Below are 13440 nucleotides of genomic sequence, written 5' to 3'. Positions count from 1 at the left end.
GCCTAAGATAATGAATATGTGGGAATTGAGGCATTAATAACTCGTTAACAAAAGAAACAGGGCTGAGTTCCTGGGAAGGAGCTCAGCCCTGTTATAAAATATTGCTTGCCACTAAAATTTGTATCCTACTGATACACCGAAGGAAGTATTGTGCCAGGCGCGGCCATTGTCTGTATTGTCAAATGCATTTATCAGACCTAAATCAGCATTCAGGCCCAGGTAAAGTCCAACTGGCAGTTCATAACCAGCCACGATACCCATACCGGCATCAAACTTTTTTAGTTTACCTGGCCCTGCCTCGTCGTCAAACGCTTTTACAGATACTTCAGCATTGCCTACGGTACTTTTATGCTTGCCAGCTATTCCGTATGCAAAGTATGGACCTACGCCCAGGTTCAGTTTACCTGTACCTACTTCAGGCTTAAAGAGGAAATTTACCGGCACCTGCAAGTAAGATAAGTTGGTTTTCACACCGTTGTCCTTACCACCCTTGCCTGAGTATAGCAGCCCGGTTCCGATATAAAATTCTTCTGCCAGCGGAATGTCTACAGTGATACCAGCTCTCACATTTGTAAAGAGATCACTGGTTTGTTTGCTTACATTATCACCCTTGGTAGTGTAACTTGAAAACTGAGGACCTGCAACGATGCCCCATTTTGTCTGTCCAAAAGATACACCGGCAATCAGAAGACCGGCTACTGCTAAAAGTACTTTTTTCATTATAGGAAATTTTATCAGTATAGCACCCTACAGGCGTTGTTGGATGCTATACATGTTCATAGCTGTTGTTTTAATTATAGACGTTGCCTGTTTACGCCCTGGTTTGTTTTACTTTAAAACAGGTAACCAACGTTTACACTAAACACACGATTCTTGCTCTTGTCGTTGCTACCATCGTTTCCACCGGAATTGATCTTGTTAAAGCCAAGTCCATACTGTGCAGAAATAATAAAATTGCTGATCTCTGCACCTACCTGAAGGTTACCACCCCAGTCAAAACGTTTGTACTTGTCGAAGCCCCGGTTAGGATCTTCATTGTTGAACGGGGTATCATCATCCCATTTGATGTTAGATTCTGAAGTCGTAGTTACTCCGCCAACAGTAGTGTAAGCCTTGTTCTTACCAGCTACACCGAATGCAAAGTATGGACCTACACCCGCAAAGAGACTGGCACCAGGTCCTACCGGTACTTTACCAATAAAGTTCAGGGGAACTTCAATGTAAGAAGGGTTGGTTGTATACTTGTACTGCACGGCATCGCTACTACTGCTTGATTTCAGTTTCGCACCTTTGGTCGTGTAGAACACACCTGGCTGGAAGGACAATACTCTCGGTACTAATGGCATATCTGCGATTAAACCGATATTAAAACCTGATAGTGATTTGTCTTTATCAACACCACCACTATTGTCAACAGTAATTGTAGAAAGGTTCCAGCCACCTTTAACACCTACACGTACCTGCGCCATCGCGCTCGCTGAAAAAATTGCAAGGGTTGCAAACGAAAGGATCATCTTCTTTGTCATAACCTAGAATGTTTGATTACGACTAGTCATTGCCAAAGACTATGCCAAAGCAGAAAGCAGCAAACGCATGCATCTGATAATAAAAGAGTTACAACATTAATTATATAGTCATTTAATATTTACTCACATTGATTGTGTACTCAGTTTTTCAATCAGTTTCATCAGGTTGTTCCAAAAAGAAATCCCGTATATGGTTTGCCTGTAAATACAGGCAAACCATATACGGGATCATTTATTTAGAGAATAAAAACTACTCAATTCTTTATGCACTGTGTACAACCTGTACGATCTGTTACACACCCGTGGAAAGATTACTGTTTCGCTGTCTTCCCTTTGTTGTCAAACCGTTCGATGATTTCATTCAACTGCTCCACACCCAATCTTTTTGCAACAATTTTCTTTTTCTCATCCAGCAGGTACACTATCGGTGTGCTATACACGTCGTATAGCCGTCTGTAGTTAGATTGTGCATCAGGATCCCATGCATGAATCCATCCATTCAGGTGGTTATCATGAATGAATTGTGCCCACTGTTCTTTCGTACCTTCTGTCTTAAAACCAATCATGGTTACACCCTTGTTTTTCCAGCTGGCATTGTAGGCTGAATCCAGTTTAGGAACCTCTATCTTACAGTGACCACAGGTAGGATCCCAGAATACCAGTACAGTAAACTTTCCTTTGGTTGTATACAGTGAAACTGGTTTCATGGCGCTATCCTTTACTTCCAGTGGTGGCGCCTGTTGGCCAATCAGGTTAGGGGCGATGGAATAAGCACGTGAAATCACCTTATTCAATTGTTCATCATTCAGCCAGTAAGCATCACCCGCTACATAATACTTCTCAACAAGGTGCACGAACACAGCATCCATCCCCATGTAAGGTGAGGTTTCGTAGGTAGAGGTCAGCCACCATACCACGAATTTGAAGTTCTCTTTATCCTTGCGTGTTTTTTCGATCAGTTCATCTGCAGCCACATTGATGGAATCAGGATCCAGTGGCACCAGCTGGGTGAAGAATCTGCTCAGTTTATCTTCCAGTACAGGCGTACGGGCCAGTCGTCCGTCACTAAGATTGGTATTATCCCAGTAATGGTTTCTGAAATAACGGTACTCAAAGGTAGAATCAGCATCTGCCGGTCTTGGCGGCACCTCAGGATCTTTCATCATTTTGAAGATACTGGAGAGCAGACTTTGTGGATTTTTACTGATCACATCATTCCGGTAGGCCTGCAATTTTTTACCCAGTTCTGCCTGAACTTTCCGGGCACTGGCTGTATCTGCTGTGGTGTGCTTTGCCATCAGTGCCTGCACCTCTTTATTCAGGGTTCCCACATCTTTAGACAGGAATTTATTGTACTCCACGAAAAGTTCATTCTCAGGGGAGTTCTTATAAACAAGCTTATTGATCAGGTCTGAAGTATCAGCAGAAACGGAGAAATTTTCCTGCTTGCTGTCCAGCAGCATTTCAAAATACCGTGTTTTACCGGGGAATACGACCAGGTAAATGCCGCCCGGTAAGGCCTCTTTTCCCTGGAGCACAGCGACTCCCTGTTCATTCAGCATGGCGGAATCAGCCATATATGTTTTTTTGCCCATATACTGGGCCAGGTACATTATACCACCTTTGTACTGTTTCATCTGTACGGTGATCTTGTAGCCATTCTGTGCCTGGAGCTGGATTGCTGAGCAAACAAACGCCAGTATTATCATAAGTTTATGCATAGGACATCGGTTGATGTAAATGTAGCCAAGAATTAGGAATTTGAAAAATACGACCGCCATTCCCACCTACATTACTCTATGAAAATCCTACCTTTGCACCCGTGAGGAAAAAAAACGTAATTCTGGAAAAAGTTCCTGTCAGCACTTATGCTGCTGAAGGGAAAGCACTGGCCCGCATAGACGGCAAAGTAATCTTCATTGAAGGTGGCGTAGTACCTGGCGACGTAGTAGACGTTCGCCTGGGAAAAAGCAAAAAAGACTGGGCCGAAGGCCGTGCCATCCACTTTCATAGCTACGCAGCTGACCGTGTGACACCCTTTTGCGAACACTTCGGTACCTGCGGCGGCTGTAAATGGCAAATGCTGCCTTATGACAAACAGCTCTCCTATAAACAACAACAGGTGAACGACAACCTGACCCGCATAGGAAAACTGGAACTTCCTGACATGCAGCCCATCCTCGGCTCGAAACACGTTACACAATACCGCAACAAACTGGAATTCACATTCAGCAACAAAGCCTGGATGCCATCTGAAGCGATTGCCGAAGACGGTACCATTCCAAGGCAGAACGCCCTCGGATTCCACGTTCCCAAGCTCTTCGACAAAGTGCTTGACATCCACACCTGCTACCTGATGGCAGAACCTGTCAATGCAATCCGTAACACAGTAAGAGCTTATGCACTCGAACACAACCTTTCCTTCTACGATATCCGCGCCCAGGTAGGCTGGCTGCGTAACCTCATGGTCCGTATCCTCACTACCGGCGAAGTCATGGTCAATCTCGTGATTCAACACGAAAACAAAAAAGACCGCGAAGCCCTGCTGGACCACCTGCTGGCTACCGTACCCGGAATTACCACCATTCTCTACACTATCAACCCCAAGTTGAACGACAGCATCTTCGACCTGGAGCCAAAAGTGTACTTTGGTAAAGGATACGCCGAAGAAAAACTGGAAGACTTTACCTTCAAAATAGGCCCTAAGTCCTTTTTCCAGACCAATACTTCACAAGGTGAAGTCCTCTACCAGGTAACAAGGGAATTTGCAGGATTAACAGGAACAGAAATTGTTTATGATCTATATTGTGGAACAGGTAGTATCGGCATTTTTGTGTCAAGACAAGCAGGAAAAGTAGTAGGGATCGAACTGATTAAGGAGGCGATAGATGATGCGAAAGAGAATGCAGCCCGCAATGGCGTAAACAATGCTCAATTCTTCGCTGGCGACGTAGTAGACATTTGCACCGATGCATTTTTTGCCCAACATGGGCAACCGGATGTTATCATCACTGACCCACCCAGGGCCGGTATGCACGAAAAACTAGTGAACAAACTACTCGAAATTGCAGCCCCCCGTATCGTATATGTAAGCTGTAACCCAGCTACCCAGGCCCGGGACCTGGCACTGCTGGACCAAATGTATGCTGTGAAAAAAATCCAGCCGGTAGATATGTTCCCTCACACACATCACATTGAGAACGTGGTATTGCTGGAAAAAAGGTAATTAGTAATAATCAGAACCGGAAATCATAATGAGTGAGTTTAGGCCCCGTAGATTTGACATATTGCCTCTGGTGATTAAGATTCTAATGATCATCAACGGGCTGGTATTCCTTTTACAGTTAACAATGGGAGAGATTCAGAATCCGTCGGAGAACCACATTCTGACAGATCTCTTTGCATTCCATTACTGGCGTTCGCCACTGTTCAAGCCACACCAGTTGCTGACTCACCTCTTTATGCATGCTTCGTTCTGGCACCTGGCACTCAACATGATCACGCTTTGGATCTTCGGGGCAGCACTCGAACACCTCTGGGGCCATAAACGCTTTCTCAGGTTCTACCTCATCTGCGGATTGGGAGCCGCCCTGTGCTACATGGGAGTAATTACCTACGAAAATATCCGCCTCACCACCGAAGTAAATACTTACCTCGCTAACCCGAGTTACGATAACTTCCGCATCATATCTACACATTACGATCTCGTCAACGCTTATAATGAAGAACTGAGCTTCCCGGATACCCCTGCTAAAATGGAATTCGCTAAAATGTTCCTGCGCGGATTCCAGATCGCTAACCGCGACATGGCTTTCCTGGGTGCTTCAGGGGCAGTGTTCGGACTGCTTTTCGCCTTCGGCTACCTCTTTCCAAATAGCTATGTTTACATCTACATTCCTATCAAATCAAAATATATCGTCGGTTTCCTCATCCTGGCAGAACTGATCGTGGGCATCCAGAACGTACCGGGGGATAATGTGGCACATTTTGCCCACCTGGGGGGAGTACTGATCAGCTATCTCCTGCTCCGGAACTGGCACAGGAAGGGGCGGCACCATTTTAAATAAATGGATCGTACCTTTGAGCCCTAAAGTTTAGGTCAATGGACGTAGTCGAAAAAGGAGAACCAATGCCAATCCTCTCTCTGGGAGAAGGAAAGAACATGGTCACCCAGTTGATACTGGTGAACCTGACAGTATTTATCCTGCTATTTTTTACCCAGGTAATTTATAATATTGAAGGTAATTCAACCATCCGCTTCAACCTGGATGTGATGAATAACATAATATTACCCGCCAGTTTCAGCAGACTGGCCCGCTTACCATGGACAATGATCACTTCCCTCTTCATTCATGAAAGCGTTTGGTTAGTATTTGGTAATATGGTCTGGCTGTGGGCATTTGGCTCCATCCTCCAACGCAAGGCAGGACCAGGTATTATCCTTCCCTTATATCTTTTTGGCGGTATCATAGGCAACCTGTTTTATATGCTTGGCATGCAGTTGATACCAGCTTTCCACCTCACACAGTTTTTTGCTAACTACTACGGTTCCACAGCAGGCATTATGGCACTGGCTGTTGCAGCCCTGCTGCTTGCTCCAAACGTGCGCATTTTCCAGCAACTGAGTGGAGGTATTCCGATGTGGATCATCACCATATTGTACATGATCATGGCAGTATGCGCACACCTGTTTTCTCATAATGACCTTACCTATCTGCCTGCTGTGATTGGTGGAGCATTGTTTGGATTGCTCTTCATGAATGCATGGAAAAAAGGTAACGATTGGGGAGCAGGATTCAATAAGATGTTATATACCATTACACACCTCTTCCATCCGAAAGGAAATTAATAAAGTACTGATATGTGAAAACGCTTCTGTCAATGACAGGAGCGTTTTTGCTTTATGGAGTATTTCATTATTTTTATGGAAACCCCTGTACAGTGTCAAAAGCATTCATCTTCACGAGTCTCGTCGCATTATCCCTGATCCTTTCCTGCTGGCTCCCTTACCTTAACCCGGGTAAATGGTGGCTGAGCGGCTTCGCCGGATTATTCTTCCCCATCGTACTAGTCATTAACCTGGTTTACCTGATCTACTGGCTCATACAAAAGAAACCCTACTGGGGCCTTTCACTGGGCGCCGTTCTGCTCTCCTGCAGGGCACTGCTCCTCACCTTTGGTCACCATCCTGCCGGTAATGCTGCCAACTCACAAAGCGGAGACTTTACCATCATGTCCTTCAACAGCAGCAGCATGGGATTGAAAAATTATACGGAAGATCCCGCACTCCAGACTTCTATTTACAATACCCTGCAATCCGCTGCACCAGACATCCTATGCATACAGGAGTTCTATACCAACAGCGCCCCCGATCATACAGATCACCTGGGTGCTATTCAGGAGAAACTGCATTATCCTTATCGCTATTTTACCCGCGATAAAACAAAGTGGAACACCTGGCAATATGGAATCGTATTATTCTCTAAATACCCTATCCTATCGTCCTGCAACATTCCCTGCGGCCATAGCGAGGTAGGTAGCGGCAGCAGCATTCTCCAGGCAGATATAAAAATAAAAGAACATACTATTCGCGTCTTTACTGCACAGCTGCAATCTTACATGCTCCGTCATAAGGACTATGCCGCATTACAAGGTGAAGCCACACAAGCCATAGGTCTTGCAGCCAGGATGAAAAATACCTTTGGCAAACGCGCCGTACAGGCAGAACAGCTAGCCGCACTGATCAAAGAAAGCCCTTACCCAGCCATCGTTTGCGGAGATTTCAATGATACACCCGTATCTTATACCTACAATAAAATCTCCCCCGATATGCAGGATGCATTCCTGCAACAAGGCTGGGGCATTGGCAGAACACTTTCTTTTCTTGCACCCACACTACGCATTGACTACATACTTACACAATCACCTTTTCATGTTAATGGCTTCAGCTCCTTTCCCCACAAGGGTTTTGAACATTTTCCAATAATGGCAAGCTTATCCCTATAACAAAGTTGATCGTTTCAATTATCTTTATTCGCAAAAGCGATTAGGAGTTGAGATTTCTGCGGTTATTTACGAAAGGTTTTTTTCTAACGGTCAACATTATTATCGTGCTATTCTTTCTGGTAGCATGTCTGGCCCCTTTTGTATCTCCTGATCAGTGGTGGCCTATCAGCTTCTTTACATTATTATTTCCAATACTATTACTGGTCTTAATTCTCTTCTTCATCTGCTGGCTACTCTTCGATTATAAATACTGCCTGCTGTCCCTGCTGGCCATTGTAATCGGCTGGAAGTCCATCTCCGCTTTCATCGCATTCAACTTTCCTTCTGCACAACCAGAAGCTCCTCCCGGCAGCCTTAGCGTCATGAGCTACAACGTATCACAGTTTGGATTGTACAGGGAGAAAGACAGCAAGTATACCCGCCAGGCCATGTTTGCCCTGATCAAAAAGCAGGAGCTCGACGTAGTATGCTTCCAGGATTTCTATACTTCAGAAAAGAAAAATGACTTTAATAACCGGGAAGATATTTCCCACGAAATGCACCTGCCCTACCGCTACTTTTCCAGCGACTTTAACCGGGCTGGTATGCAGCACTGGGGATCTATTATCTACTCCAGGTACCCGATCATCAAGTCGGACAAGATCAAGATGTCCACAGGCCCCCGCAGTGAAAGCCTGATCTATGCAGACATCGTGAAGGATGACGATACCATCCGGATCATCAATATGCACCTGGCCTCCTATCGCTTTGATCAGCGGGATTACCATAATATCCAGAAGATCAAAAACCAGCAGGATAGCGGGCTCGTTGCTACCCGCAACATTATTGAGAAAATGAAGGATGCCTATGTAGGCCGTGCACGCCAGGCAAGAGTCGTAGCTGATTTTATCAAAACCAGTCCTTACCGCACAATTGTATGCGGGGATTTCAACGATACACCTGCCTCTTATACCTATTTTACCATCCGTGGCTCCTTACAGGACGCCTTCCTCCAGAAGGGCAGCGGCATAGGCCGTACCTTTGCAGGACTGGCCCCTACCCTGCGGATCGATTACATTTTCTTCGATAAATCACTGACAGTCAATTCTTACCGTAAAATCAACTCTGATCTCTCGGATCATTATCCCGTTATCGCCAATTTTTCCCTGCGTGCAACCCATGCAAAATAATTTGGATGACTGGTGCCGGAGACTATCATTACCCTGACGAAACAATAACTATCTTTGCAATCCGAATTAAACTGATATGTCTGAGCTTAAAGTATACAACTCGCTAAAGCGACAAAAGGAAGTATTTACCCCATTGTATCCTGGTCATGTTGGTATGTATGTGTGTGGTCCGACTGTATCAGGAGAGTCTCACCTGGGACACGCACGCCCTTACATCACCTTTGACGTGGTATACAGGTACCTGCAACATCTCGGCTACAAGGTTCGTTATGTGAGGAACATTACCGATGCCGGCCACTTTGAGGAAGAAGGCCGCGAAGCCGAAGATAAAATCAGCAAAAAGGCACAGCTGGAAAAGCTGGAGCCAATGGAGCTGGTTCAAAAATATACAAATCTGTTCCACTGGGCCTTCCGTGAATTCAACACACTGGAGCCAAGTATAGAGCCTACCGCTACCGGTCATATCATTGAACAGATCGAAATGATCAAAACCATCATCGAAAAGGGCTATGCCTACGAAGTGAATGGTTCCGTATATTTTGACGTCAAGAAATATGCAGCTACCCACGACTATGGTATCCTCAGTGGCCGTGTGCTCGAAGATATGCTGGAAACCACCCGCGAGCTGGAAAACCAGGATGAAAAGCGGAATAAGGTAGACTTTGCCCTGTGGAAAAATGCACCCCCTGAGCACCTGATGCACTGGCCTAGCCCATGGGGAGAAGGTTTCCCGGGATGGCATATCGAATGTTCTGCCATGAGCAGCAAGTACCTGGGTACGCAATTCGACATCCACGGTGGTGGTATGGACCTGCAGTTCCCTCACCACGAGTGTGAAATCGCACAAAGCGAAATCGCTCATGGTGAGCTGATGGCCCGCTACTGGATGCATAATAACATGATTACTATAGACGGTCGTAAAATGGGTAAGGCGTACAACAACACGATCCGCCTCACTGAACTGTTCTCCGGCGATAACCATCAGCTGGAAAAACCGTACAGCCCAATGACCGTGCGCTTCTTCATATTGCAGACACACTATCGGAGTACGCTTGACTTCTCCAACGAAGCACTGCAGGCTGCCGAAAAAGGCTTACAACGACTATGGGCGGCCTACGATGTGCTGCAGAAACTGGAATACACCAAAACCGAAGGTGCACTGAACAAAGACCTGGACAAACAGGTTCGTACCTGGTGCGAAGAATGCCAGGACTTCATGAACGACGATATCAATACTGCCAAAGTATTGGCCAACCTGTTCGAGATCACTCCTGTGATCAACTCTCTCAAAGGAGGACAGATCAAAATGCATGAAATCAGTGAAGATACCTTCCAGCTGATCAAAAAGACCTGGAAAACCTGGCTGATCGACATCCTTGCCCTGGAGCCCGAAAACCTGGCTTCTGATAACAATACACTGGATGGCGTAATGCAACTGATTATCGAGATGCGTAAAGAAGCAAAGAGCCGTAAGGACTATGCTGCTTCTGACAGGATTCGTAACCAACTGCTGGCTGCCGGTATTCAGTTAAAAGACGAAAAGGATGGTAGCGTGAGCTACACTATCCAGTAAGATGATCATAAAATGTTCTCGTTTCATATGCGTAAATTGATTGGCATTTTAACAGGTGTAGCCTTCTGTGCTGCTGCCTGTCATTCGGATACCAAACCAGCTCAGACAACTGACACTACTGCTACAGCCAGGCAGGTCAATGTGAATGTTCCCGTATTCAACGCAGATAGCGCTTATGCATACACTGACAAACAGGTATCATTTGGTCCGCGCATTCCTGCTACACCAGTACAGAACACCTGTGCAGAATGGCTCATCGCCCAGTTCAAACCACTGGCCGATACCCTGTATGTACAGCGTACCAATGTCACTATTCCGGGTGGCAAATCCGTTCCCTGTATCAACGTGATCGCTACCTTCAATCCTGATGCTGCACAGCGTATCCTGCTGCTCACACACTGGGACACCAGGCCACATGCTGATCAGGATGCGTTTGATAAAACCAAACAGTTTGATGGTGCTGATGATGGTGCAAGCGGTGTAGGTGTATTGCTGGAAGTAGCACGTCAGCTGCATGCACAGCATCCTGCTGCGGGCATCGATATCCTGCTGGAAGACGTGGAAGACAGTGGTGTAAGTGAAGATGAAAACAGCTACTGCCTGGGTACACAGTATTGGGCAAGAAACCCACATGTAAAAGGCTATAAGGCGAACTATGGTATCCTGCTGGATATGGTAGGTGCCCGTGGTTCTCAGTTCTATATGGAAGCCGGGTCACAGCAATATGCTTATGGTCCGATGAAAATGTTCTGGGATGTGGCGAACAGACTGGGTTATTCTGATTACTTCCGTTATGAAAATACAGGTGCTGCTATCACTGATGATCATGTGTATATCAATACGATTGCGATGATCCCTACATTTGATGTGATTGCAATGCAGGCCAGTGGAAACTTTGCACCACACTGGCATACGACGAATGATAACATGCAGGTGATTGATAAAAGAACCTTACAGGTAGTAGGTCAAACACTGCTGGAAGTGATTTATAAACAGCCTTTCGAATTTTAATCTGCATTGATTGCATTAATTATATTCATTGCATTTATTCTTTTTCAAAAACGCTTCTTCCGAAAGGTGGAAGCGTTTTTGTTTACCCCTGGATCATAATCCTTTTAATAAAAAATCCCCGCCTTAAAAAAGGCAGGGACATTACGTTAATACTAACTAACCCAATGCTTATTTCTAAGCTTTAATATATCTAAAACTAAAACAACTCTTAATTAAGCCTGTGCAGCCTGCTCAGCTAACTTCGCCTTGATCTTTCCTTCAATTTCAGCAGCTACTTCAGGATTATCGCCCAACAACGTCTTCACGGCATCGCGGCCCTGGCCCAGCTTGTTTGTTTCATAACTGAACCAGCTGCCGCTTTTCTGGATAATGCCATATTCAACACCCATATCGATAATTTCACCCATCTTGGAAATACCATTTCCGAAGATGATATCGAACTCAGCCTGGCGGAAGGGAGGTGCAACCTTGTTTTTAACCACTTTTACTTTCACGCGGTTACCTACAGCCTCATCACCATCCTTAATCTGGCTCATACGGCGTATATCCAGACGTACAGAGGCATAGAACTTAAGCGCGTTACCACCCGTTGTGGTTTCCGGGTTTCCAAACATCACGCCTATCTTTTCACGCAGCTGGTTAATAAATATACAGCAGCAATTAGTCTTTGAAATTGTAGCAGTCAGTTTACGCAGCGCCTGAGACATCAAACGTGCCTGTAAACCCATCTTGCTTTCACCCATCTCACCTTCCAGTTCACCCTTTGGTACCAGGGCCGCTACGGAGTCAATTACCACCACATCTACCGCTCCGGAGAGGATCAGACGGTCAGCAATTTCCAGCGCCTGCTCACCATGGTCTGGCTGTGAAATCAGCAGTGAATCGACATCTACACCCAGTCGCTGAGCATAAGAACTGTCAAATGCGTGTTCCGCATCAATGATCGCACAAATACCACCCTTTTTCTGAGCTTCTGCGATCGTATGTATAGCAACTGTCGTTTTACCGGAAGATTCCGGACCATAAATTTCAATGATCCTTCCTTTGGGGAAACCACCAATACCTAACGCAATGTCAAGTCCCAGAGAACCTGTGGAGATAACCTCCATCGGAACAGTTCCCTTCTCTCCCATCATCATCACAGAACCCTTTCCGAAGTCCTTCTCGATCTTGTCCATCGTAAGGCGCAGGGCCTTGAGTTTATCTGCATTTGCTGTAGACATATTAGTAAGATTTTTACAAATTTAATGGTGTGCTAAATTATTATATTAATTTCTATTTTCCTAAAATTTTTAGCATTTTATCCACTTTGCTAAATCTGCTAGCAAATAAAATGAGGGGGTTAACTCACAACAGACGCATATGTCAATTATCAAATAACACTACAAAGATGGGAAGCCCTCGCGCACTGAATTTGCGCAGCCAGAAAATACTTTAAAAAAGGGCAGATTTTTTTATCCCACTATGACATATGCGATCAGCTGTGCCAGTATACCCACCAGGAAACCTGCGTAAATCTCCGCCGGTTCATGGGCATTTAATATAAGACGTGAAGTAGCTACGATCGCCGAAAGGAAGAATGCCAGGACCAATACGCCGCTTACATTCAACTGCAGACTGAACATCACGATCAGGACAAACCCGATCACACCGCCCCAGCCTACCGTATGCATGCTCACCTTCATACGTATATTGAGTACCATGGACATTATCACGGCTATAAAAACACCTAAAAAGAATACATTGAAAAAAGCCGGTGCCACCCCCTGCTTCTTAAAGGCATAAAATGCCCAGAAATAATAAATGGTGCAGGCGATGTAAGGAATAATGCGATCCTTCTGGGTACGCAGATGCAAACTATCAATAAAGTTCAGCGCCCTGGATAATCCTACCGTCAGTGCCGGAAAGAAGATACTGATGGCAATGACCCTGAAATACAGCGTATCATACGCAAAACGGTAACTGATCTGCTTAAAGGTTACAAAGTACTCCGGTAGTGCATGCACCACCAGCCAGGTTACCATCAGCGGTATAAAAAGAGGATGAAGCAGATAAGATATAAATAATGCGATCCCGCGAAGCACGGGGCTAAATACCGGAGCCTGTTCTGGCCGGTTATCTGTTGCGTGTATAGTTGCTTGTTCCATTTAAATCG

The 13440-nt window shown here is 45.4% G+C and carries 12 protein-coding genes; 7 read left to right on the top strand and 5 right to left on the bottom strand.

Going from position 1 to position 13440, the window contains the following annotated elements:
• Positions 1-111: 111 nt before the first annotated feature.
• The 3 genes from U0033_RS21965 to U0033_RS21955 all read right to left on the bottom strand — a co-directional run bounded on the left by U0033_RS21965 (position 112) and on the right by U0033_RS21955 (position 3247).
• Entirely contained in the window at positions 112-720 is a 609-nt protein-coding gene (locus tag U0033_RS21965) for a porin family protein (RefSeq protein ID WP_072365798.1), read from the bottom strand.
• A gap of 113 nt (positions 721-833) precedes the next feature.
• On the bottom strand, positions 834-1526 hold the full coding sequence (locus U0033_RS21960; RefSeq protein WP_072365799.1) for a porin family protein: 693 nt from the start codon (positions 1524-1526) through the stop codon (positions 834-836).
• Between the two features lie 311 nt (positions 1527-1837).
• Complete coding sequence (locus U0033_RS21955; RefSeq protein ID WP_177318740.1) at positions 1838-3247, bottom strand: TlpA family protein disulfide reductase; 1410 nt, start codon at positions 3245-3247, stop codon at positions 1838-1840.
• A 101-nt stretch (positions 3248-3348) separates the two neighbouring features.
• On the opposite strand from U0033_RS21955, the gene rlmD reads away from it, so the two are divergent.
• The 7 genes from rlmD (at position 3349) to U0033_RS21920 (ending at position 11285) form a co-directional block, all read left to right on the top strand.
• The gene (gene rlmD, locus U0033_RS21950; protein WP_072365801.1) at positions 3349-4752 is read left to right on the top strand and encodes a 23S rRNA (uracil(1939)-C(5))-methyltransferase RlmD; all 1404 of its coding nucleotides are present in this window, start codon (positions 3349-3351) and stop codon (positions 4750-4752) included.
• 70 nt (positions 4753-4822) lie between these two features.
• A complete protein-coding gene (locus tag U0033_RS21945) occupies positions 4823-5593 on the top strand; it encodes a rhomboid family intramembrane serine protease (protein WP_177318741.1) in 771 nt (256 codons plus the stop codon).
• A 35-nt stretch (positions 5594-5628) separates the two neighbouring features.
• A complete protein-coding gene (locus tag U0033_RS21940; RefSeq protein WP_072365805.1) occupies positions 5629-6375 on the top strand; it encodes a rhomboid family intramembrane serine protease in 747 nt (248 codons plus the stop codon).
• Between the two features lie 92 nt (positions 6376-6467).
• The gene (locus tag U0033_RS21935) at positions 6468-7532 is read left to right on the top strand and encodes an endonuclease/exonuclease/phosphatase family protein (RefSeq protein WP_177318742.1); all 1065 of its coding nucleotides are present in this window, start codon (positions 6468-6470) and stop codon (positions 7530-7532) included.
• A gap of 104 nt (positions 7533-7636) precedes the next feature.
• Complete coding sequence (locus U0033_RS21930; RefSeq protein ID WP_072365809.1) at positions 7637-8701, top strand: endonuclease/exonuclease/phosphatase family protein; 1065 nt, start codon at positions 7637-7639, stop codon at positions 8699-8701.
• Between the two features lie 76 nt (positions 8702-8777).
• Positions 8778-10274 carry a cysteine--tRNA ligase gene (gene cysS, locus U0033_RS21925; RefSeq protein WP_072365810.1) on the top strand — a complete coding sequence of 499 codons (1497 nt, stop codon included), beginning with the start codon at positions 8778-8780 and terminating at the stop codon, positions 10272-10274.
• 27 nt (positions 10275-10301) lie between these two features.
• A complete protein-coding gene (locus U0033_RS21920) occupies positions 10302-11285 on the top strand; it encodes a M28 family peptidase (protein WP_072365812.1) in 984 nt (327 codons plus the stop codon).
• Between the two features lie 212 nt (positions 11286-11497).
• Here U0033_RS21920 and recA read toward each other — a convergent pair whose 3' ends face one another.
• Both recA and U0033_RS21910 read right to left on the bottom strand, forming a co-directional pair.
• Positions 11498-12508, bottom strand: coding sequence for a recombinase RecA (gene recA, locus U0033_RS21915; RefSeq protein WP_072365814.1), 1011 nt, complete (start codon positions 12506-12508; stop codon positions 11498-11500).
• Between the two features lie 231 nt (positions 12509-12739).
• Positions 12740-13432, bottom strand: coding sequence for a hypothetical protein (locus U0033_RS21910; protein WP_072365816.1), 693 nt, complete (start codon positions 13430-13432; stop codon positions 12740-12742).
• Positions 13433-13440 lie beyond the last annotated feature (8 nt).

The sequence above is a fragment of the Chitinophaga sancti genome (assembly GCF_034424315.1).
GTDB classification, from domain to species: domain Bacteria; phylum Bacteroidota; class Bacteroidia; order Chitinophagales; family Chitinophagaceae; genus Chitinophaga; species Chitinophaga sancti.
The sequence above is the reverse complement of the archived record's forward strand: the minus strand, read 5'-3'. Positions and strand labels throughout refer to the sequence as shown.